The organism is Methylomonas lenta, from assembly GCF_001644015.1.
GTDB lineage: Bacteria > Pseudomonadota > Gammaproteobacteria > Methylococcales > Methylomonadaceae > Methylomonas > Methylomonas lenta.
Window position 1 is genome coordinate 1 of the sequence record NZ_LUUI01000120.1, and the last position, 21,494, is coordinate 21,494.

18 protein-coding genes are annotated in these 21,494 nt (G+C 48.7%); 10 read left to right on the forward strand and 8 right to left on the reverse strand.

The genetic code is table 11. From position 1 onward, the window contains the following. Nucleotides 1-145: 145 nt before the first annotated feature. The 6 genes from mutS to A1359_RS14340 form a co-directional block, all read right to left on the reverse strand. Nucleotides 146-2,716: a DNA mismatch repair protein MutS gene (mutS, locus tag A1359_RS14315; protein WP_066984345.1), complete on the reverse strand. Its 2,571-nt coding sequence runs from the start codon at nucleotides 2,714-2,716 to the stop codon at nucleotides 146-148. Between the two features lie 284 nt (nucleotides 2,717-3,000). Further along, nucleotides 3,001-4,563 carry a hypothetical protein gene (locus A1359_RS14320; protein WP_066984348.1) on the reverse strand — a complete coding sequence of 521 codons (1,563 nt, stop codon included), beginning with the start codon at nucleotides 4,561-4,563 and terminating at the stop codon, nucleotides 3,001-3,003. Between the two features lie 76 nt (nucleotides 4,564-4,639). Beyond that, the gene (locus A1359_RS14325; RefSeq protein ID WP_157200560.1) at nucleotides 4,640-7,462 is read right to left on the reverse strand and encodes a tetratricopeptide repeat-containing protein; all 2,823 of its coding nucleotides are present in this window, start codon (nucleotides 7,460-7,462) and stop codon (nucleotides 4,640-4,642) included. A gap of 69 nt (nucleotides 7,463-7,531) precedes the next feature. Continuing rightward, a complete protein-coding gene (locus tag A1359_RS14330) occupies nucleotides 7,532-8,836 on the reverse strand; it encodes a TRAFs-binding domain-containing protein (RefSeq protein ID WP_083960655.1) in 1,305 nt (434 codons plus the stop codon). A 26-nt stretch (nucleotides 8,837-8,862) separates the two neighbouring features. Continuing rightward, nucleotides 8,863-10,026 carry a patatin-like phospholipase family protein gene (locus A1359_RS14335; RefSeq protein WP_066984351.1) on the reverse strand — a complete coding sequence of 388 codons (1,164 nt, stop codon included), beginning with the start codon at nucleotides 10,024-10,026 and terminating at the stop codon, nucleotides 8,863-8,865. A gap of 413 nt (nucleotides 10,027-10,439) precedes the next feature. Further along, the gene (locus A1359_RS14340; RefSeq protein ID WP_066984354.1) at nucleotides 10,440-11,057 is read right to left on the reverse strand and encodes a hypothetical protein; all 618 of its coding nucleotides are present in this window, start codon (nucleotides 11,055-11,057) and stop codon (nucleotides 10,440-10,442) included. Between the two features lie 364 nt (nucleotides 11,058-11,421). On the opposite strand from A1359_RS14340, the gene A1359_RS14345 reads away from it, so the two are divergent. The 5 genes from A1359_RS14345 (at nucleotide 11,422) to A1359_RS14365 (ending at nucleotide 15,049) form a co-directional block, all read left to right on the forward strand. After that, nucleotides 11,422-11,952: a YaeQ family protein gene (locus A1359_RS14345; protein ID WP_066984394.1), complete on the forward strand. Its 531-nt coding sequence runs from the start codon at nucleotides 11,422-11,424 to the stop codon at nucleotides 11,950-11,952. A gap of 125 nt (nucleotides 11,953-12,077) precedes the next feature. Beyond that, a complete protein-coding gene (locus A1359_RS14350; RefSeq protein ID WP_083960656.1) occupies nucleotides 12,078-12,575 on the forward strand; it encodes a CDP-archaeol synthase in 498 nt (165 codons plus the stop codon). 37 nt (nucleotides 12,576-12,612) lie between these two features. Continuing rightward, nucleotides 12,613-13,362, forward strand: a complete 750-nt coding sequence (locus tag A1359_RS14355) for an endonuclease/exonuclease/phosphatase family protein (RefSeq protein ID WP_066984357.1) — start codon at nucleotides 12,613-12,615, stop codon at nucleotides 13,360-13,362. Continuing rightward, entirely contained in the window at nucleotides 13,359-13,937 is a 579-nt protein-coding gene (locus A1359_RS14360; RefSeq protein ID WP_066984360.1) for a CDP-alcohol phosphatidyltransferase family protein, read from the forward strand. Before A1359_RS14355 ends, A1359_RS14360 begins: the two co-directional genes overlap by 4 nt. Before the next feature lie 134 nt (nucleotides 13,938-14,071). Next, nucleotides 14,072-15,049 (forward strand): SGNH/GDSL hydrolase family protein, encoded by a 978-nt coding sequence (locus tag A1359_RS14365; RefSeq protein WP_066984363.1) that lies wholly within the window; start codon nucleotides 14,072-14,074, stop codon nucleotides 15,047-15,049. 90 nt (nucleotides 15,050-15,139) lie between these two features. Here A1359_RS14365 and A1359_RS14370 read toward each other — a convergent pair whose 3' ends face one another. Then, nucleotides 15,140-15,970, reverse strand: a complete 831-nt coding sequence (locus tag A1359_RS14370; protein WP_066984366.1) for an MOSC domain-containing protein — start codon at nucleotides 15,968-15,970, stop codon at nucleotides 15,140-15,142. A gap of 15 nt (nucleotides 15,971-15,985) precedes the next feature. Continuing rightward, nucleotides 15,986-16,381, reverse strand: a complete 396-nt coding sequence (locus A1359_RS14375) for a PilZ domain-containing protein (RefSeq protein ID WP_066984369.1) — start codon at nucleotides 16,379-16,381, stop codon at nucleotides 15,986-15,988. 142 nt (nucleotides 16,382-16,523) lie between these two features. On the opposite strand from A1359_RS14375, the gene A1359_RS14380 reads away from it, so the two are divergent. From A1359_RS14380 to A1359_RS14400, 5 genes are all read left to right on the forward strand, one after another. Next, nucleotides 16,524-17,687, forward strand: a complete 1,164-nt coding sequence (locus A1359_RS14380) for an ABC transporter substrate-binding protein (protein WP_066984373.1) — start codon at nucleotides 16,524-16,526, stop codon at nucleotides 17,685-17,687. A gap of 11 nt (nucleotides 17,688-17,698) precedes the next feature. Beyond that, nucleotides 17,699-18,664 (forward strand): PQQ-dependent catabolism-associated beta-propeller protein, encoded by a 966-nt coding sequence (locus A1359_RS14385; protein ID WP_066984376.1) that lies wholly within the window; start codon nucleotides 17,699-17,701, stop codon nucleotides 18,662-18,664. Further along, nucleotides 18,661-19,434 carry an ABC transporter ATP-binding protein gene (locus A1359_RS14390; protein ID WP_066984379.1) on the forward strand — a complete coding sequence of 258 codons (774 nt, stop codon included), beginning with the start codon at nucleotides 18,661-18,663 and terminating at the stop codon, nucleotides 19,432-19,434. The genes A1359_RS14385 and A1359_RS14390 overlap by 4 nt, the downstream gene beginning before the upstream one ends. Further along, entirely contained in the window at nucleotides 19,431-20,234 is an 804-nt protein-coding gene (locus A1359_RS14395) for an ABC transporter permease (protein ID WP_066984381.1), read from the forward strand. The genes A1359_RS14390 and A1359_RS14395 overlap by 4 nt, the downstream gene beginning before the upstream one ends. Before the next feature lie 900 nt (nucleotides 20,235-21,134). Further along, nucleotides 21,135-21,326: a hypothetical protein gene (locus A1359_RS14400; RefSeq protein ID WP_066984384.1), complete on the forward strand. Its 192-nt coding sequence runs from the start codon at nucleotides 21,135-21,137 to the stop codon at nucleotides 21,324-21,326. Nucleotides 21,327-21,494: the final 168 nt, after the last annotated feature.

Genomic DNA, 21,494 nt, shown 5'->3' on the forward strand with positions numbered 1-21,494 from the left:
GAATATCATATGCAAGAATCCTGTGTAGGTGCGGATTTATCCGCACAGTGCGAATAAATTCGCACCCACAGCTGACGAACTTGTTTCATGCGCATTCCTTAGGGTTTTGTCAGAGGCGATATTCCCAAAGCAGGCTGAATCCTTTTCAAAATGCTTGCAACATTTTTTTTAAACGATACAAAGTATCCAATGCCTGACGTGGGCTCAGGTTGTCTGGGTCTAGCGCCTCCAACATGACCACTGCCGGATGACATTCGCGGCTGCTGAATAAATCCAGTTGATTCACTTCATTTTTATCTTGCTGCTCGATATATGCGGTGTTTTCTAATTGGGTTAGTTTGTCTTTAGCATGGTTAATCACGCTTTGCGGAACTCCGGCTAAGGCGGCAACCTGCAAACCATAGCTTTGACTGGCCGGGCCATCTTTTACCGCATGTAAAAATACAATTTTATCGCCATGTTCCATGGCATCCAGATGAATATTGTGAATGCCGGTTTGTTCGTCTGCCAGCGTGGTTAGCTCAAAATAATGGGTGGCAAACAGGGTGTAAGCCCGGGTTTGACGGGCCAGATAATCGGCACAAGCCCAAGCTAATGAAAGGCCATCAAAAGTACTGGTGCCGCGACCGATTTCGTCCATCAAAATCAGGCTATTCCGGGTGGCGTTATGCAGGATGTTGGCAGTTTCCGACATTTCCACCATAAAGGTGGAGCGGCCGCTGGATAGGTCGTCGGAGGCGCCGATGCGGGTAAAAATCTTGTCTATCGGCCCGCAGCGCAAAGATTGCGCAGGCACAAAACAGCCAATGTGTGCCATCAATACCATCAAAGCCGTTTGCCGCATATAAGTTGATTTACCGCCCATATTCGGACCGGTAATTACCAGCATTCTGCGTTCATTGGAAAAATTTAAATCGTTGGCAACAAACGGAATACTGGAGAGTTGCTCCACTACCAGATGTCGACCGCCAACAATTTCGATACCGGCTTGTTGATTTAATTCGGGTTGTGTCAGCTTAAGCGTGTCGGCGCGTTCAGCAAAATTGACCTGCACATCCAACTCGGCCAAGGCTTGGGCGCAGGTTTGTAAATCCAGTAATGATTCGCCCAGTGTGGTTAGCAGTTCATCGTACAAGGCTTTTTCGAAGGACAGCGACTTTTCCCGTGCGCTTAAAACTTTATCTTCAAAACTTTTTAACTCGGTTGTGATGTAACGTTCCGCGCCTTTTAAGGTTTGTTTACGGGTGTAATGCGCCGGTACTTTATCGACTTGAGCATTGGATATTTCGATGTAATAGCCATGCACGCGGTTGTAATTAACTTTTAAATTGTTAATGCCGGTGTTTTCGCGTTCACGCTGCTCCATATCAATTAAAAACTGGTCGGCGTTTTGGCTCAGGTTACGTAAATCGTCAAGCTCGGCATGATAACCCGGCGCAATCACGCCGCCGTCGCGAATCAATACCGGTGGGTTGTCGATGATGGCGCGTTGTAATAAATCGACGAGTTCCGGATGTTCGCGCAGTTGTGTTCGCAGTGTTTCAAGATGCGGATTGTCGCTGCCAGCCAATTGCGTTTGCAAGTCAGGTAATACTGCTAGGGTTTGACGTAATCCCAGTAAATCGCGCGGGCGAGCAGATTTTAAGGCTATGCGCGAGCTGATGCGTTCGATATCGCCGATATGTTGCAAACTGTCTTGCAGACTCTGGTACAACTGGTTTTCCATCAGGCTGGCAACACAGGCATACCGCGCATTGATAACCTCATGGCTACGTAACGGGCGGTGTATCCAGCGCCGCAGACAACGGCTGCCCATAGCGGTAGCGGTTTTGTCGAGCACACCCAATAAAGTGTATTGCAACTGGCCGCTGGGGTGGCAGTCCAGTTCCAGATTTCGGCGGCTGGCGGCATCCATGCTGATGCTGTCATCGCAGTCTTCAACGCGGATGCCCTGGATATGGGGGAGGGCACTTTGTTGAGTATCGCGTACATATTGCAACAAACAACCGGCAGCACAGATTGCTGCCGGCAAGTGCTCGCAACCGAAGCCTTTTAAATCATGGCTGTTGAACTGCTTTAAAATCAGTTGTCGGCAGCTATCCAGATCAAAATGCCAGGGCGGACGTTTACATAAGCCACTACGCTCTTTTATGGCCATCGGTAAAGCAATGTCTTCGCTATAAAGCAATTCTGCCGGATTCAGACGCTCGATTTCGCTGAGTAATTGAGTCTCACTGTCCACCTGCTGCAGCACAAATTTGCCGCTACCTATGTCAAGCACGGCCAGGCCATAAAGCTTATCAAATATCGCCAAGGCAACTAGAAAGTTATCCTTTCGATCTTCCAGCAGCGCCTCGTCAGTCACCGTGCCGGGCGTGACGATACGCATTACTTTACGTTCTACCGGGCCTTTGGAAGTGGCCGGGTCGCCAACCTGCTCGCAAATCGCAATCGATTCGCCTTGTTTTAGTAGCCGAGCAATATAATTTTCGGCGGCATGATAAGGAATGCCGGCCATCGGAATCGGCTGACCACCGGAATGTCCACGTGCAGTTAAGGTAATGCCGAGCAGGTGCGCAGCCTTTTTAGCGTCATCAAAGAACAGCTCATAAAAATCGCCCATCCGATAGAAAAGCAAGGTCTCGGCATGTTGAGACTTTATGCGCATAAACTGCTGCATCATCGGGGTGTGCTGAACTGACACGTCTTTATTCATATCTTGAGATTCGTTATCTATAGGCTAGTAATGCTCAATTTTACAGCTTTATTTCGGCGTAACATTTAATTTGGATTGTCTAAATGTTACGTCAGATGATTTTGTACTAAAAATTGTCGAAAAAATGCAGCGTTGCCGCTGAAAATGTCTACATTTTAAGTCTCGTGACGGGTTCAGGAAGAACGATAAGCTGTTGAAGCCACTCGTGGTGAACTTGTCACGCCTTGAGTAATATCTTTTGGTTCAGGATTTTCTTACAGCGCAGTGCAGGCGTTTGCATGGCTTCAGGCGTTGCTGAGTAGTGCTTTTAATAAATCATCCGCTGTTTGTGCCGGGCGCTTTTCGCCGTCAATCCAGCTGATTTTCAAGCGGCTATCCGCCAGCAACCATTCTGCGCTAGTCTTGTCAGTCTGTTTATCAAACAGGATGATCAGCTTTTTCAGATGCGGTTTATCAGCCAGTACAGATAATTCGTGACTACAACCCTGCCGGTCGGTGGTATAGCCGCGTAAATCCATCAATACCCGGTCGGCTTGGTTTACCAGGGTTTCCAGCACCATTTTCCATGTGCTGTCGAAACAAAAAAACTCGTTGACCCGGTAGCGGCCATCCGGGTCGCTACTCAAGTCCAATCCGTTTAAAACCTGCTGTAAACGGTCGCCATTCGTAATAAAGCGCTCTTGCAGGCGGCCGCTTAAAAAACCGAATAATTCATCCGGTTCCAGATTGCGCAGGGCTAAATCCTTGCCGGCAATCAACAAGGTATTGCCCGAGTAGCGCCAGTGTTCGATAACCTGATCAAACAGAGCCTCGATACTGTTGTCGCCGCGAAACACCCGCAACAGCAACAGCGTGGGTGGTTGATGGCGGGGTCTTAACGCCGGCCGCATCAAGAGTGTAAAGATGGGAAACAGCAGGCAGGCCCATAATAAGTGATAAGCCCGCCAATCGATGGAATGGCTTAAGGTCAAGGCCTGAATCAGCAACGTGACAATCCACAAACCGGCAGCCAGATAAAGCGGTTCGGAAAAGGCTTTGCGTTGGTAAGCATAAGCCAGACGGCGGGCCAAAAAGCGTACGGGAAAAAACACCAGCAGCCAGGGGGCAATACTGAACAGGCCAAATACCACATAGGCATTCGTCATTTGGGCTAAATCGATGATCCAGCTATCAACATTATCCCCAAGGCTATGTTCCAGGGCGCTCAATCCCAGCAAGGACGAAACCGTTAAAATAAAAAAAACCAAAATCAGATAAGGGCCTGTGCTGCGCAATCTAGGCCCGGTCATGAAAAATACTATCAGCAGCAAAGGCAGTTGCTGGGAAAAAAGCCACAGCAATACCGGCAAAAAAAGCTGATTTTCGTCGGAATTGAGCATCACGATCACGCTTGATAGGGCGACGTATTGCAGCGAAATGAAAAATATTTTACCGCGCGGCCAACGCTCCAGCAGGCCTATGGTCGGCACCACCGGCCAGGCGAATACCAACGTGAGCGTTAAAAGTCGCCGCCAACTAAAGCCGTCGGTGACATAAGCGGATTGGGCGACAGCGGCAATAATGGCGGCTAACACCAGACAGCTCAAGGTCAGGGCAAGGCATAAATTGCGTCTGGCGGCGCGGTTTTGTTTTACAAGATGCACGTTGCCTGCTACGGCCGAAACGGTAGCCGGCAATTGCGCCGATTCAGGGGTGTCGGCGGGTACTTCATCGTTTGGCTCGGCACCCATTTGCATGAGTTCCAATACTTTGTCGGCATAGCGCCTAGCAACGAACCAGCTACCCACCCAAGCCAGAATTAAAGACGCGATTAATGCGAACAGGATTTGACCGTCGAAGTTATTCACGCAGCCCCCATTGATTAGTCCATGTCAGAAGCTGCGGCGCGGAAGACATCAGCGCCGCAACGACTTCATGTAGTGTTTACAAATCTAGCAAACGTTGCAATTTGCCGCGCTGTTTAAACCACTGGTCGAAAAACTTCAAATGCAGATTGGCCAACACCCAACCCACAGTGCCGAGCACAGCTAAACCTATCCATTTGCGCGCAGTATCCAAAGGTTGCAGATATTTACCAAAAGGCAGTAACACACCGACCAAAGTAATAATAATGGCCGTGGTGATGCTGGCGACGCCCAGCGTAATCGTGGTGTTATCCAGCCAGTTTTGTTTAATCCAATAGATTAACAGAGCCAACAGCAATAATCCGCAAGCTATAAAGGCGTATTTCAGAGTAGGGATAAGCACAAAGGCTTTGCCGGCCAATAAACTGGAGGCGTTGAGTTGCATGGCCAAATCCTTTGCCTTGGAATCACCGGCTTCCGGATCGGCCGCCAGGATGGGGGCGATACTGCTGAAAGGCCAGTCTTGTGCAGGTGCCTGGATATCGAAATCGGCCCAATGGCCGTTGAGTTGCAAGTCTTGGTGTTGCCGGTCCAGTTCAGACAATTGATGCTTGGTCATGGCATAACCGCTGGCCATCAGGGCATAAGCTTCCACTTCGGTAAAGGTATCCAGATCGGTGCGGACTTGGGCCAGGCGGCGTTGCTGGCCGCGATCTATGCCGTAATCCGTGCAATGTGGTCGTTGCGGCTCGGGAGTAGGGTTATCGCACTGTATCCAGTCCAGCGGGTCGGAATGCAAATCCTGTTTTAAGTGTATGAAGAACAGACCCTGCAAGGCATTATTTTTAGCTTTGGCTTCCAGGTCTTGATATTGAGCCTCCCGTACCCGATCCTGCAAAATACTGTCGGAACGAAAAAACACACTCAAGGCGCTTTTTTTAGGTGAGGCTTGATCGTCCATTTGCCCGGAGGCGTCACTGCATAAAATCAAATCGCAGCTTTCATCCAGTAATCCTGCTACGCCCTGATTGTCATGCACACCGCCATCCACCAACCGGATAGTGCGATCCGGATACAAATCCTCTAATTCCAACGGATCGAACAGGGCCGGCACTCCGGCGGAAGCGGCCACCGCGTATCCCAACGGATAGTGTTTGAGTTTTTCGGTAGGTGCTTGCCAGTAATACAGCCGCCGGTAGCGCTGGTTCATATCGATGTCCTGCCCGGTCAGTCCCGGCGGCTCGCCCATAAAACTGGCGGTAAAGTGCCAGTTATGCCCGGAATTCAGCGAGGTGGTGTTTAACAGCAAGGTCGGTACTTTAGATCGGCGCCGCCAGTTGGCTTGTTGGGGGCGGAAGTTTTCGTCGGTAAAGGTGGTATTGCCAAGTTGATCGGCGGTGAGCGGATGAATGCGTAAATCGTGCATGGGCCGCATGTTCGGTAGGCCGTCGGTAGCGACTTGATAAGCTTCCACTTGTTGGTAGAAGTAGGACTCGTATAACTCTCCCATACGATTGCTGCGGCCGTAGCCGGATTGAAACAGCATTTTAAAGTTGTCGGGCAGGCTGGCCAAGGCGCGTACTCGCAGGTTTTTCGATACGCCGTTAAAAAATTGCGTTATCACTTCGCGCACCAGCTTGATGTAATCGTCGCGGCTGATTTCGGCGTCGGTTTTTTCCATCAACATTTTGCGTAGGGCCAAATAGTAATGCGCGCCGACGATGCTGCCGCCGGACACGGTCGACAATACTTCCACGCTGCGTAGGGCATCCACTTCCGCCAAACGTGCCAGTACACCTAGATGATACAGCGAAGCCCGGAAGCCGCCGCCGGAAAGTGCCAAGCCGACCTTGCCGCGAAAACACTCAAAACTGGCGGGTGCGTCGGCCCCTAATAAAAGGCTTAAAGCCTGCCACGGCGCAGCCCAATCCTTGGCGGATTGACCCTCTGCAGGCGGCACAAAACCGTGCATACGGGCGATAGCCACCAATTGTTGGGTGGTGGTCTGCTGTTCCCACTCGAAATGTTCGGTGTTTTTGGCTAGCTCCAGCCATTTGCCGGCTTCATCCCATTGGCCCAGGCCGAAAGCGGCTTCCGCCATGCTCACCAAAAACCACCACTGTTGCAGGATGTTTTGGTCCTGCACGGTGGCGTAATTAGGCAAATCGGCCAATAGTTGCTTGCGCAAGTCGCCGGCTTGCTTGCGTAAGGATTCACATTCGGTATCGGGGATTTTTTCACGGGCTGCATTGACATGGGCCCGGTGCGCCAATTTGTCCAGAATAAACGCCGCATTGATGCCGCAGTAACCCATGTCCTGTTGCGGGTTTTTCGTCCAGCCGCGCTGATAAAAATAATGCGCGGCTTGCAAGTCTTCCAGGCGACCGGAGCGGTTGAATTTGCGTTTATAAATGGCACCGGCTTGGCCCAAGGTTTCCGGATCCTTGCAATCCGAGCTGCGCAAGCCTATGCCTTCCAAAATTGTTAAGGCTTGGCTATAGCGTTCGTCTGGCGGCAGTTCGCCATCTTTATAGGTATTTAAGGCTAATTGCTGGGTGGCTTTTATCGCCAAATCGTCGCTACAACCTTGCGCGAGCAGTTTTTGTAATAATTCCCGCGCCAGCGCATGTTCATCCACATTTTTTAGACGTTTGGTCAATGTCAGGGTTTCTGTTTCATCTAAAGCTGTTTTAGCCAAACAGGCTTCGCCCTGTTGCTTGAGTAATTCACGGGCCTTGACTAATAATTGCCGCGAAACGCGCACTTCGCCTTGTTGATACAGTTGCTTGGATAGCATCAAGCACTTATCCGCCGCTGAGTCGGCGGGGGTGCCGCTAGGCTGGGTTTGGTCGATGAGTTCCTGGGCTTGAGTAATTAATTTTTTATAGTTTTGTTTGGCCATGGCAGGTGCTCCGCTGAGGTGTGAATGAGGGCCTTGTTAATCGTTCAGCCCGGTAAAGCGTTGTTATCGTTATAGTCCATCCAGAGGCGAGTTTTGCAATAATTTCTTCAGCGCATCGATTTGCAGTTTGCTGGATTCGCACATCCAATATTCGGAATACGGCTGAGCTTGTTGCAGGCATTTCTCGGCTTCGGCGTCATTACCCAGTCCGACCCAGGCTTCGGCCTTGGTGGCTAATACCCAGTACCTATCATCGTCGTTTTCCACATCCTTGATGGTCTTTAGCTCGGCGAGTTTGGCATCGGCGATCTTCAACACATCCTCGCGGGTGCGGCGGGCCAGCATAAAATCGGTAATGGCTTCCGCTCTATCCTGAGTTAAGGATGCGCGCACATTCAACAGGAAGGCCCAATTGATACCGTTGTAGTAATCGTTTTGTAAGCGATAGCCTTTTTCGTAAGCGCTGATGGCCGTATCCAGATCGGCCAGATCATGGCTGATGTCGAACAACCGTTTATGAATGGCGCCCCAAATACCCAAGGTTTCGGCATTATTCGATGACTCCGGTTGCAGGGTTTGCAGAATCTGTTTAGCTTCAAGCAGGGCGTTGTGCGGGTCGGGGTATTTAGCTTTATAGGTGACCAGGGCCAGTTGCTGCACCCATTGCGATTGGCGAGGAGATAAGTTGTGCAAGGTGGTCAGCAGCGCTTTGGCGAGTAAAAAATCGCTGTTTTTCCGGGCTTCGGTTACTTGTTGCAGCAATACCGATATCGCCGGAGTCGTCGGTTCCGGTTCCGGTGCAGCGGCTGCTTCCGGAGCTATGGCCGAAAAGATATTGCTGGCTTTGGCGGTGGTGACGATGCGTTCTTCCGGTGGCTCAAGATTAGTTAAATAGGTATACACCGGGCTATCGTTTTGTTCTGCATTGACAATGTCGATAATGGCCTGTTTCAGAAGCTTTCGAAACCGGTCCACTTCTTCAATATCCAACACTTTGCCATCATGCCGATAGCGGCGGATCAGGATATGGTTAACGTCAAACGGATTGGCGAATTGCTCTTCGGCGATGATGATGGTGGTGCGCGGCCTTAATGCATGCCTAACCCCCAGTTCGTAAATGGCATTGCAGTTGGAGGTGGATAAATCCGCCAACACCACATCGGCCTTCAGCAATTGCTCGAACATCGGTACATCGATGGTGCCGGCATGCGGGATTTCATCGGCCCGGATGCATTTTAGTCCGGCGTCTTCCACCGCCGTCTTGATGATGTATTTATAGCTTTTGTCCAGGTCCAGCTCGCGGCTGGTGTGATAGTCGGTTTTGATGCCGAAGCCCATCACCACGAAGCAGGTTTTTTGTTGTTGTTCCGCCATGTTGATCTCCCCTTATTGAATTAGAATCAGACAAAGCCTTTAAAATGTTCCAGCTTGATATGCGCTTTGGCGTACTCGATGCCGACCCGCTGGATGTCGCCGATATACGCCACCGAATCCAGCGTTTGCACATGCTCCGGATCGACATCGCGTAAACCCAAGGCATCCAGTCCTTCCCGTGTGACCGAAGGGTCGTAGCGTAAATAACTGAATAATTTCGGCCCGCTGAAATTAGCTGTGTTGGGTGACTGTAGCATATCGCCGATTTCCCTATCGATAAGCCCGCCATGCCGGCAAGCGCCCAAGGTGCGGCAGACCATATCCCAACCCGCAGAGGCCGCATTCATTAACGCTGACGGTACGTTTTGGGCAAAATGCAAAATATTCAGTTCGCCCACATCAGTGTTTTTGGCCAGGGTTTTGGCAGCGCTGCCGGTGCCGATCGAAACGATCAACAACTGGTCCTCGCCGGTTGGCCAGTTGATTTTATAGGGCGCGGCGGTGACCATTTGAAAAGCCAGATAGGCCGGATTGTTATAGGTGGTAACGCCGCCGTCGACGAAGATAAAGTTATATTCCTCCGGCGAGCCCTCTGCAAAGGTCACCACTTCCGGCGGAAAATAGGTCGGTGCGGCGGTGCTGGCCCGCACTAATTGCCATAACGGCAAAAACAGATTGCAATCGCGCCGGCTGAGGTCGTTGTATTTGGCCAGCGGATTATTGCTGACCGGCCAGGGTGAATCGGTGCTGTGATTGCGCAGCACCATCATCAACAGCGAACGCAATTTGGAACTGCCCAGCGTGGCGTTGCTTTCCAGCAATTGCTCGTCGAAGGCTTGTTTGAGTAATTTCGCCAGCGGCTCGTCGTTATAACTGTAACGCAGACGTTTCAGTAGCGAGGCCTTGTCGAACATCTGTTCGCCGCTGTTCAGATAGAACTGTCTGATTTTAGTCATCGACATGCCGCTGGCGATGCAGGCGGCGATAATCGCCCCGGTGCTGGTGCCGCAGACGAAATCGAAATAATCCGCCAGCACGAATTTGTCATCCTTGCCCAGCTTTACCCGCAAGTCATATTCCAGCTTGGCCAGTATTTCCACACTCATCAAACCCAAGATGCCGCCGCCATCGCAGGCGAGGATTTTCTTGGGGCCGGGGGCTTGCATGCGGTCTAACACGGTTTGGCTCATGGGTGATTCCTGTATTTAAGCTTAGAGTTTGTTGCAATAAGGGTTCTGTTCAGGCAAGCAGTACAAACCTAGGTTTGTACTCCGGAATAACAATTTATGCTCAACACCTATTTGCCAGAAGTCAATTATTTTTATGTCCTGGATTCCGGCAATCAATAACAGAGTAGGCGGCTCTTATCGGATTCGTGTCGATGCTGACCGGTAAAAAATAAGCAATCTGACTGCGTCGGACTCTAACCACGGACAGAGTCCATGCTGCCCAAAATTCGCATACCTGGTCTGTTAATTCCACCAGCAGTGCATCCGGACCGATGACCGAATTCCTTCCGTTACCTGAATTAACAAATCCCAGTCGGCGCTGGCGAAAACGTCGGCGGAGGGTTGCGTTGGAACCGCGCTTAAATCCGTCAGCGCTAGCATAAAGTTCGGGTATCCAGCCAAATCACTCGTCCGTGCTGTTTTTGTACTTCCGCCACCATATGCGCGGTGCCGCCGGGGCCGTCTCCGCCGCCGCCATCCCACAGGCAGATGAACACCAGTTTTTCCGGGCCGTAAGCCAAGCCGCTGTTCAATAACCAGAGGTTGCAGCGTTCGTATGAGTTCATGTCCGGGGGCAGGCCGCCGAGCTCGCTGGGTGCGGCTAAGGGCGGCGTGGATAGTTGTTGCCTAATGGCTTGGTAACGTTGCAGCCAGTCGCTGTTAGCTGGGGTAACGGAGTTTGCTATGAATTCCGCTTCCGTGAAGGGTTGCAGCAGTTGTAATTTTACATCGCGTTGCAGGCAGGCCTCGGCGAACAGGATGTCGCCGCCGTTAGCGCCTTGGGTAAGGGCCAGATCGGTTGAGCCGGCTTGCAAATCGTCCAGGCTGTTTGCAATGCATAGAGCGGCGAGTTCGGCTTTTTCCGGCGGGAAGCGGGGCGGGCTTCGATCGGGCGCATCTATCATATGACCGCTAAACAGTAATACCCGTTGCGGTTGCCAGGCTTGGCCCGATTCATCCAGCATTTGAAATTTAGCCGGTTGGATACTCATTCCGAACTTATCCAGACTAGTGGTTTTAGGGAGAGTGCCGTCATTGCTACCGACTCCTTTTAATTGTTATTGAGCGCGGAATTTGGGTTTTTGTTAGCTGTTTAACAGTATCCGCGATTTGTCTGCAAATAATAGCTAATTTTCACGAAATTGGGGGCAGGTTTATCCATTTTCGCCTTTTGTTCAGACGCTTTCGGCCCAGCTGCTCATCATTGTGCTCCTACTTCTATTAGCCACTTGGTAGTTTAGTCTTTATATAACTATGAGGGCTGAAGCGTGGGAATGTAGCTGCAGCAGAGCATTGGTTAAGTAGGCTTAGCGTATAATGCAGTCTACCTCTCCTAACCCCAATCAAGGCCGCCTTATGGCTATCAGTTCTACAATTAATAAAGCCTCAATCAATATCGCCGATATGGATCGGCATTATTATCAAAGCCATGATTTAACCCTGGCGCAACATCCATCAGAAACGGACTTTCGATTTATGATTCGTTTGATTGCCTTTGCTGCGAATGCAAATGAGCAGCTTGCTTTCACAAAAGGATTGAGTAGCGATGATGAACCTGATCTTTGGGCAAAGGCGCTTACCAATGAGATTGATTTGTGGATAGACTTGGGCCAGCCTGATGAGAAAAGGATACGCAAGGCTTGTGGGCGTGCCAAACAAGTGATTATTTATACCTACCATGACGCTAAGGCAAAAGTCTGGTGGGATAAACAAAAAGCCAATTTAGCCCGCTTTAGTAATCTGGCGGTGTTTCATATTCATGCGGATGGCGTGGATGCGCTGATGAATCGCACTATGCAATTGCAATGCACCATTCAGGATGGCGAGATGTATTTGAATGATGGTGAAGCAAGTATTAATATCACTCTGGATAGACTTAAAACATAAGGTTTCATCATACATACGCTTTAGCTTGTTAATGCAATTGAGGGTGCTCTGCGGCGTTTTGCATAACCGATGATACGCAATCTTAAGCCTGATTAATTACCGCTGCCTGATAGGATTTTGCTCGCATGATGTCCGGGTGTTTTACTTGCATTGCAGTGGCGTTGTTACTTTTAGTTTCGGCCAATGCTGCGCCCATTTTGGCCAGAAACGTTTTTCGCCAGCGTTATGCTTGCCCGCTGGATGCCGGGCTGAAACTGAGTGATGGCCAGCCTTTATTCGGCCATTCGAAAACCTGGCGCGGTTTAGTTTGTGCAGTTTTCTCTGTTACTGTCGTTGCCGGCTTGTTGGGTTTCGACCCTGTTGTGGGTGGTTTGTTTGGCTTGCTAAGCATGTTGGGTGATTTGTTTGCCAGTTTTTGTAAACGTCGTTTGGGCAAAACAGCAAGCAGCCGCGCCCGTGGGCTGGATACCCTCCCAGAGTCATTATTACCGGCATGGATATTGAGTACCCCGTTGGGGTTGAGTGCGCTGGATATTGTTTTGCTAGTCGTGCTGTTCTTTGTGATAGAAGAATTCGTGTCACCGTTGTTGTATAAATGGCATATTCGTCAGAGGCCTTATTAACGGCATCACGCATTCCCAGCAAACAGGCAATTTATCGATGACTGAACAGGTATTACGGGTGTTAACCCACAACATCCACAAAGGCTTTAACACCGGCAATCGTCGCTTTGTATTGCATCAAATTCGGCAGGCGTTGATTGGCGTCAATGCCGACATATTGTTTTTACAGGAGATCCAAGGCGAGCATCGTCATAAAGAAAAGCAGGTGCAGGACTGGCCGCTGCTCTCTCAGACTGAGTTTATTGCAGAAGACATTTGGCCTCATCATGCCTATGGCAAAAATGCCATTTATGCCGCCGGGCATCACGGCAACGCCATTCTGAGTAAGCATCCATTCGACAGCTGGGAAAATATCAACGTCTCGCCTTATAGCTGGGCTAGTCGCAGTTTATTACATGGCGTGATCCGGCTGCCGGATAATCGGCAACTTCATGTGATTTGCGTGCATTTCGGCTTGACTGGCATGGAACGTAAGCAACAACTCAGCAGCTTGTGTGAGCGTATCGACAGCCATGTGCCGAATGACGCAGCTTTGATTGTTGCAGGCGATTTTAATGACTGGTTGGGACGGGCGGAACGACAACTCCAAGATTGTTTGGGTTTGCAGGAAGTATTTTTAACTACCCATGGCCGTCATGCTCGTTCGTTTCCGGCATGGCTACCGGTATTAACCATGGATAGAATCTATTTCCGAGGCTTTATCCCCTTATCATGTGAGCGCTTATGCCAATTCCCCTGGCGCTTATTGTCTGATCATGCACCACTAGTGGCATCGTTTTCGTTATGAAAAATAATCAGGCAGAATCCAAATTAACCTTGCCTAACCTGTTGACCGGTTTTCGGTTTTTAGCCGCGCCTGGTTTACTTTGGCTGGCATGGCATGGCTATCCAATTGCGTTTATGGCCTTATTGGCGGCAGGATTTTTATCCGATTTGCTCGACGGCATGGTGGCGCGCTGGATGGGGCTGACGTCTGAGTTTGGCGCAATTTTAGATAGCTGGGCCGATGTGATTAATTATTTGACGATTGCCGTGGGTTGTTGGTGGCTGTGGCCGGAAATTGTCACTCGTGAGCTGCTGTATGTCGGGATGATTATTGCCAGCTGCTTGCTGCCTGCGCTGTTTGGCTTCAGCAAATTTGGTCGCTTCACCAGTTATCATACCTGGTCAGTAAAAATGGCCGCCGCCTGCATGGGCATTTCTTTATACATTCTGTTTTTCGGTGGCCCGGTTTGGCCATTCCGGATGGCAGCCTATGTTTGTGTAATGGCTGCCTGTGAAGAAATTCTGATTACCTGGTTATTGCCATCGCCTAGGTCTAATGTAAAGACAATTTGGCGTGTCATCAAAAGTCGTCATTGAGCTGCAGATCCTGTCAAGGTCAGCAGTTTCGTCGTCTCACACATTTAGTTCGCTAGACAATAGAAGTTGCTTATGTATGATCATCAGCGGAAGATGGATTTAAAACTTGATATTCCTCATAAGGCGATAATAAGATGAAAAATAAAATAAAAGTTCTCGCAGTTTTATTGCTGCCGTTGCTATCCATTAGCCAGGCTGAAGCCAATACGTTTTCAAGTGTGTACGTATTTGGAGATAGTCTTTCCGATAGCGGGGCAAGTCCTTCCTCGGTTTTGAGTATTTATAATCTCATTGGCGGTGATTGTGATCCGTCTCATCCTTGTCCAACTTATTACGAAGGGCGTTTTTCAAATGGACAAACGGCTGTGGAGTATTTGGCTGATGCCATATTGCCAGGCGGTAGCAGTAGCAGTAATTTTTTTAATTTTGCTGTCGCGGGTGCAACCTCAGGCATTGGAAATTATGGCGATGGCGGCTCTCAGTCTAGTAGTTATCTTTTACCCGGCATGGCGCAGCAAATCGGGCTTTATTTGTCTAGTTTCAGTGGCGGCGTAAGCAATGATGCGCTGCATGTGGTTTGGGGTGGTGCTAATGACTTTTTGACGCAGGATTCACCGCAGTTAGCCGCGAAGAATATCGCTGGTTATGTGAATGTTCTTGCCAGAAGAGGTGCAGACTATATTTTGGTGCCCAATATTCCCAACTTGGGTATGACACCGTTTGTACAATTACAGGGTGCAGATGCAATTAGTGCAGCTGAAGGCTTCTCGGTTGGCTTTAATAGCGAACTGGCCCTACAGCTCAGTGGAATGGCTGCCTTGTTTCCTGCAACCCATATTGCGCAGTTTGACACCTTTGGTTTTTTCAATAACATCGCTCAAGATCCTGCAGCGTATGGTTTTACTAATATCACCGATGCTTGCGTCAGCCTGCTCTCTGTCTGTACTGATCCTGCCGCGCATGTGTTTTGGGATGATTTCCATCCCACAACCCAAATTCATGCATTGGTTGCTGCCGGATTTGTTAGCCAAGTCCCTCTGCCGGGCACGATGTTATTCTTTCTCAGCGGGATAATGACTGTGTTTTCACAAGGTTTTCGGCGCCGAGCGTAATCATTTGTAATAAGACTTGGGGTGAATAAGTTGCGTGCCTTCACCCTGTTTGGGCTGTCTATTGAACAGTTTCAGTTTGTAATGACTAATTTATTGAACTAACGGAATAGGCGGTTGCATATCGCCGGTTTCCAAAATAGTAACAATATCGCCGATGGTGAGATTGCCAATACTATCGTGTAAGGCATTTTGACCAAAATAAACCTTGTTTTCCCATCTGCGCAATCGGCTCAAGCTGGTAAGCGGTTCTTTATTGATGATAGCTGTTTCGGGGTCGATGGCAGGAACCGAGCATCTGGAACAGGGTTTGGGCAGTCTGAATTCAATCTGGTTAATACTGATACGACGCCAGCTATCTTCGGCGTAACTCGCACAATCGGCAATCACTAAATTGGGCCGAAAACGTTGTATGCCAAGTTCTAATTGCATGGCTTGATTCAACGCCAGCAAAGAATTTTCTGCAACGATTAAAAACGGGAAGCCATCGGCAAAAGCGGTTTGGTCGCTCGCTTCAGCGTATCGCTGGTCTACTTGACGCTGCTGGTCGTCCGGGTGATATACCAAGCGACAATAGGTTTGTAAAAATTCACTCAGCCAATCGTCTGCTTGAGATGAAATTGTCTTGGCCATACATTGATCATGCCAGATAGTAACTTCAATCTCATCGCCAGCGATGGGGTTTAACGCTAACACTAGCTCTTCCTGACCGGGCGCGGTTAGAATTAATTGGTCTTGTTCGATACGGGTTTTAATCAACGCCATTTTTGGCAATCGGCGCTGACTTAAAAACTGATGTTGTTCATCAATCAACATCCACTTTCTATCATGCAGCAAACCGTTATTAGCAACCGGCCAGCTGGATACTGCTATACCCGATAAGGATTTGACAGGGTAAAGATAAATCTGACTGAGAATAGGCATGATGAGAATAAATAATTAACCGAATAACAAGTCGGTTTGGGTGTGTAATAAATGCTCGGCCAGCTCGGTTTGATAAGTGTCAAACTTAAGACCGTAGCGAGGAGCCGCCTGCGTGTTCGCTACTTTGCCGCTAATGGTAAAGCGTCTGCCATCTTTAAACTGCAGAAAAAAGCTAACCCGGGAATTGCTCCTTAATTTTTTATGGCTAATGATGGCAGCGCCTTTGCTGCTGATATCCAAAAGAGCGACTCTAAACAATCTCGGGAATAAAAAGCTGCGGGTTTTAAGCATAGCCTGAATGTCGTTGCGACGATAACGTACCGAAATGCGTTTATTGATCAGTAAGCTATCAAGTTCGATTTCAAGATCCAGTTCATCAAAATCAATCATGGGTAAATCTTTTGGTGTCATATTGATTGAACCGAATAAAAAAATTACTTAAGTATTAGCGTTTATTGATGAAAATTCAATAGCGACTGGCTGGATTATTCAGCGCACAGGGATAAGGTTTATCCGTTAAAATTATCATCTTTACAATTTTTATATCAAAAATATGGCTAAAAAAATTAATTGCCTGGCTTTGTTGTTTTTGATCGGCTTAAGCAGTCATGCAAATGCTGCAGACAAACTACTCATCAAAATCGCTTATCTTTCTCAAGAGCGTGAAGCACCGGCTGCGCTATCCAATCTGGATCCTTTCATTCAAAACAAAGGTGAACTGGGTGCAGAACTGGCCACTAGCGATAACAATACCACTGGCCAATTTACCCATCAGCAGTATGAACTAAAAAAAGTCATTGTGCCGATAGGGGGCGATATTGTGCAAGCCTTTAACAAGCTGGGTGACGATGTCGGTTTTGTGGTGTTGAACGTCAAACCGGCGCAAATCAATCAACTAGCTGATTTGCCGGCGGCGCAAAACAAGTTGTTATTCGATGCTGTGACTAGCGATGATGAATTGCGCGGTTCTCAATGCCGGCATCATGTACTACACATCTTACCCAATAGAGCCATGCGGGCCGATGCATTAGCGCAATATATGCTTAAAAAACGTTGGCAAAACTGGTTTTTGGTCGTGGGGCAAACGCCGGAAGATCAATTATATGCCGCCGCCATCAAAAGAGCTGCCAAACGCTACGGCATGAAACTGGTAGCTGAAAAAGCCTGGGACAATACTTACGATGCTCGCCGTAGCGCACAATCCGATGTGCCGCAATTCACGCAGGGTGAAGATTACGATGTGCTGGTGGTGGCTGACGAACAAGGTTTGTTTGGCGAATATCTCGATTACCGCACTTGGCTCCCCCGTCCTGTCATAGGCACCCAGGGTTTAACCGCCACCGCCTGGCATCGCACCCATGAGCAATGGGGTGCCGTACAACTGCAAAATCGCTTTAAAGAGCAGGCCGGTCGCTGGATGGAAGAAGAAGACTACGCCGCTTATCTGGCGGTGCGGGCGATTGGCGAAGCCAGCGTCAGGGCAAAATCCGATCAGGTGCAGGCGATTAAGGACTACATGCTGTCCGATGCGTTTGCCTTGCAGGGCTACAAGGGTAAGCCGCTGACGTTTCGCTCATGGGATGGTCAGTTACGCCAGCCGATTTTATTGGCTGCGCCGCGTTCTATGGTTAGTGTTGCGCCGCTGGATGGTTTTTTACATCCCAAATCCGAACTCGATACCCTGGGTTACGATCAACCCGAATCCACCTGTAAATAAGGAAAAAGACCATGCAGAAATTCAAGATTACTATGCTTGCCGCAGCTCTGTTATCAGGAAGCATTGCGCATGCCGAAACCGTTTTCGTTACCCTGGAAAAAGACAATGCGATTGCCATTGTCGACCCTATAGAAGGCAAATTGCTGAAAACCGTGACCATCGGTCAACGGCCACGCGGCATTGCGGTTAGTCAGGATGGCAAGCAAGTGTTTGTGGCTACCAGTGACGATAACACCATTAAAATTCTGGATAGTGCAACCCTGCAAGAAATCGGCAATTTACCATCCGGCGAAGATCCTGAAACTTTTGCCATCAGTCCGGATGGCAAGTTGATGTATGTTTCCAACGAAGATGATAACGAAGTAACGGTGATCGATATTGCCGCTAAAAAAGCCCTGACAAAGATTAAAGTCGGTGTAGAGCCGGAAGGCATAGCGGTAAGCCCGGACAATAAATGGGCCATCAGTGCTTCTGAAACCACCAATATGCTGCACTGGATCGATACCAAAACCAGCAAAATCGTTGAAAACACCCTGGTGGACCCGCGACCACGCGCTGCTAATTTTACTGCCGATAGTCAACAATTATGGGCTACATCTGAAATGGCAGGTACTGTGATGGTGTTGGATACTGCCAGCAAACAAATCGTGCAAACCATCAAATTAGAGGTGCAAGGTTTGACCAGCGAGCAAATTCAACCGGTCGGTGTACTGATCGATAAAGACCGTCGCTATGCTTATGTGGCCATGGGTCCATCAAACCGAGTGGCTGTCATTAATGCCCAAACCTATCAAGTGGAGAAATATTTACTGGTCGGTCAGCGAGTCTGGAATCTGGCCTTTTCGCCGGATCAAAAACGCTTGTACACCACCAACGGTGCCAGCAACGATATTTCCATCATAGATTTGGAGGCACACAAAGTCACCAAATCTTTAGCCGTGGGCCGATATCCTTGGGGTGTGGCGGTTAAACCATGACTGATATTGCGTTAGCAGTTGAAAACTTAAGTTTTGCCTATGGTGCTAAAAAGGCATTGGATAAGATAGGTTTTACGGTGCAATCCGGCGAATGCACGATTTTACTCGGCCCGAATGGGGCGGGTAAAAGTACCTTGTTTTCCTTAATCACCCGTTTGTACGATAGCAGGCAAGGGCGGATTGAATTGTGCGGATATGATCTGAAAAGACAAAGCCTGAAAGCATTGGCAAAGTTGGGCGTGGTGTTTCAACAAACCACACTGGACCCGGATTTATCTGTCAGCCAAAATTTACGCTATCACGCCGCTTTACATGGCATAAGCCGTAAAGCCGCCGACAAACGTATCCAGGAAGAGCTGGAACGTTTGGATATGTTTGAGCGGCGAGGGGAAAAGGTCCGGTTGTTGAACGGCGGCCATAAGCGCCGGGTGGAAATCGCCCGTGCTTTATTGCACAAACCAAAATTGTTATTGCTGGACGAACCTACCGTGGGACTAGATATGCCCAGCCGGCAAGCCATCGTCGAACATGTGCATGCCTTGGTAAAACAGCAAGATTTAGCGGTACTGTGGGCCACGCATTTGATCGACGAAATTGCCGCTGACGACAGTTTGATTGTATTGCATAAAGGCCAGATCAAAGCCAAAGGTAAGCTGACCGATGTACTGCAAGCTACCAACTGCGCAGATGCCGGCCAGGTATTCCAAAAACTGACTCAAAACCCGGAAGAGCAAAAATACCCTGCAGGGCATAAAGGATCGCAAGTATGAGAGTGTTACATTACTGGCGCGCCATGACAGGCATCGTCGGACGCGAAGTGCTGCGTTTTTTACATCAACGTGAGCGTTTTATCTCCGCTTTGGTGCGGCCTTTGGTTTGGTTATTCGTATTCGCTGCTGGCTTTCGCGCCGCACTGGGCATCGCCATTAGCCCGCCTTACGAAACCTATATCTTGTACGAGGTGTATATCACACCCGGTCTACTCGGCATGATCTTGCTGTTCAACGGCATGCAAAGTTCGTTGTCTATGGTTTACGATCGGGAAATGGGCAGTATGCGCATGTTGATGGTTTGCCCGCTACCGCGCTGGTTTTTGCTGTGCAGCAAACTGATCGCCGGCACTGCAGTGGGGGTGTTGCAGTCATACGCTTTCCTCGGTATTGCCTGGCTTTACGACATCCAGGCGCCACTGATGGGGTATGTATGGGTACTGCCGGCCCTGGTGCTGGTCGGTATGATGCTGGGTGCGTTGGGTTTGTTACTATCGTCATTCATCAAGCAATTGGAGAATTTTGCCGGCGTGATGAATTTCGTTATTTTCCCGTTGTTTTTCATGTCCACGGCGCTGTATCCCTTATGGAAAATCAAGGAGTCCAGCCAGATTCTTTACACCCTGGCCCAATACAATCCGTTCTCGCAAGCAGTAGAATTGATCCGCTTTGCTTTGTATGAACAATTCAACAGCCAAGCCCTGATTTTTACCGGCGCGGCGTTTTTGCTGTTTATGGGGGCTGCGATCGTGGGGTATAACCCGAGCAAGGGAATGATGGTTAAGAAGGGTGGGGGCTAGCCAAGGTTAGTCAGTTAAAATCAGATTTTCATGCAAACCAGCAGTAAAAGCGGCAAATAAAGCTCAGGTCGCAGCATGATTTCTTGGTGTCGGCCGGGTTTTGTAGTCCCGGCCATAATTTTTTAAGCTATTTCAACATATCCAAAACCTGACTGACAGGTTCGCAAAGCTAATCCCGGACCAACATGCCATCAATACTCTGCGAGGCATACCGGGAGAAAGCCGGTTTTAAATGGTTTGAATGTCTTAGTTCATAGAATCTTTCTTGGCTTTTTTAGCAGCTTTCTTTTCTTTTGGGCTTAAAGCCGGTTCTTTCTTTTGTTCTTTGTTACTTTTTTGAGCTTTGCTCATGGTATTCACTCCAAATTATTGATGAGTTTGCTTGAATTATTGGAAATGATGCCTGTATGCCAGTGAACACCAACGAATTAAAGTAATCCGAAATTTAACTTATACGCTGTTTCAAGAGCGGAAGGGGGATTGGCTTGGTTTTATTCGCGGCTACAGTTCAAGGATACGTTTGATAAGCAGGTGACAGGATGGGATGGTTATTTGTGATGTTGAGTCTGCAGAATATGCCTTCGCGTCAGTAACGCTGGTTTGACAATCAGCAGGCAGCATTTAGTCTGCGACAAATTGTCACATTTTTCTGGACAGATGATTTTTTATTCCCTAAAATGCGCCCACCTTGACTGATGTCAATACGATTCGTTAGAGCGTATCTTTAAAGGGGAGATGAAAGCGACCGTTTTATACGGTACAAGAATAATAAAATGCGCAAGCTATTAACCTGCTATAACTAAATGGTGGGCGTCCAAAAAATAAAAATATTACCGGACGAGGCCCACTTATTGTGGGCTTTTTTATGTCCGCGTTACTTTAAACTTATTTGTTATTCAGATGGCCGAAAAACCTGATTCGCTTCCACAAGAGATTATGGAGGCAGAAAACTTCATCAATGAGCTATTGAGCGACACCAAGCACCCTGTTCACAATCGTGCGCATCCATTCCATCAAGATTCAGTTAATGCATTAAACAATATGATGCAACGTTTGGATGCCATGCGGGACGAATGGCTATCTAGGCATTAAATCCCTTTCAATTTTCGCGGGCTGACAATTAATTGTTCATCACTATTGGCCTATAGCCTTATTGAGCAGGGTTTTAAGTCAATGCCATTAAGTTAAGAAAAAGCTCCCTCTCCTGCTGGAGAGGGTTGGGGAGAGGAGATTTATAATAAGGCAAAAAAGCTTTATTTA

Excerpts from the sequence above, each read along its gene's own strand:
- A1359_RS14395 (WP_066984381.1), top strand. The coding sequence starts at position 19,431 with ATGAGAGTGTTACATTACTGGCGCGCCATGACAGGCATCGTCGGACGC.
- A1359_RS14385 (WP_066984376.1), top strand. The coding sequence starts at position 17,699 with ATGCAGAAATTCAAGATTACTATGCTTGCCGCAGCTCTGTTATCAGGA.
- A1359_RS14345 (WP_066984394.1), top strand. The coding sequence starts at position 11,422 with ATGGCTATCAGTTCTACAATTAATAAAGCCTCAATCAATATCGCCGAT.
- A1359_RS14330 (WP_083960655.1), bottom strand. The coding sequence starts at position 8,836 with ATGGCGGAACAACAACAAAAAACCTGCTTCGTGGTGATGGGCTTCGGC.
- A1359_RS14400 (WP_066984384.1), top strand. The coding sequence starts at position 21,135 with ATGGCCGAAAAACCTGATTCGCTTCCACAAGAGATTATGGAGGCAGAA.
- A1359_RS14365 (WP_066984363.1), top strand. The coding sequence starts at position 14,072 with ATGAAAAATAAAATAAAAGTTCTCGCAGTTTTATTGCTGCCGTTGCTA.
- A1359_RS14370 (WP_066984366.1), bottom strand. The coding sequence starts at position 15,970 with ATGCCTATTCTCAGTCAGATTTATCTTTACCCTGTCAAATCCTTATCG.
- A1359_RS14390 (WP_066984379.1), top strand. The coding sequence starts at position 18,661 with ATGACTGATATTGCGTTAGCAGTTGAAAACTTAAGTTTTGCCTATGGT.
- A1359_RS14340 (WP_066984354.1), bottom strand. The coding sequence starts at position 11,057 with ATGAGTATCCAACCGGCTAAATTTCAAATGCTGGATGAATCGGGCCAA.
- A1359_RS14360 (WP_066984360.1), top strand. The coding sequence starts at position 13,359 with ATGAAAAATAATCAGGCAGAATCCAAATTAACCTTGCCTAACCTGTTG.
- A1359_RS14350 (WP_083960656.1), top strand. The coding sequence starts at position 12,078 with ATGATGTCCGGGTGTTTTACTTGCATTGCAGTGGCGTTGTTACTTTTA.
- mutS (WP_066984345.1), bottom strand. The coding sequence starts at position 2,716 with ATGAATAAAGACGTGTCAGTTCAGCACACCCCGATGATGCAGCAGTTT.
- A1359_RS14325 (WP_157200560.1), bottom strand. The coding sequence starts at position 7,462 with ATGGCCAAACAAAACTATAAAAAATTAATTACTCAAGCCCAGGAACTC.
- A1359_RS14335 (WP_066984351.1), bottom strand. The coding sequence starts at position 10,026 with ATGAGCCAAACCGTGTTAGACCGCATGCAAGCCCCCGGCCCCAAGAAA.
- A1359_RS14375 (WP_066984369.1), bottom strand. The coding sequence starts at position 16,381 with ATGACACCAAAAGATTTACCCATGATTGATTTTGATGAACTGGATCTT.
- A1359_RS14355 (WP_066984357.1), top strand. The coding sequence starts at position 12,613 with ATGACTGAACAGGTATTACGGGTGTTAACCCACAACATCCACAAAGGC.
- A1359_RS14380 (WP_066984373.1), top strand. The coding sequence starts at position 16,524 with ATGGCTAAAAAAATTAATTGCCTGGCTTTGTTGTTTTTGATCGGCTTA.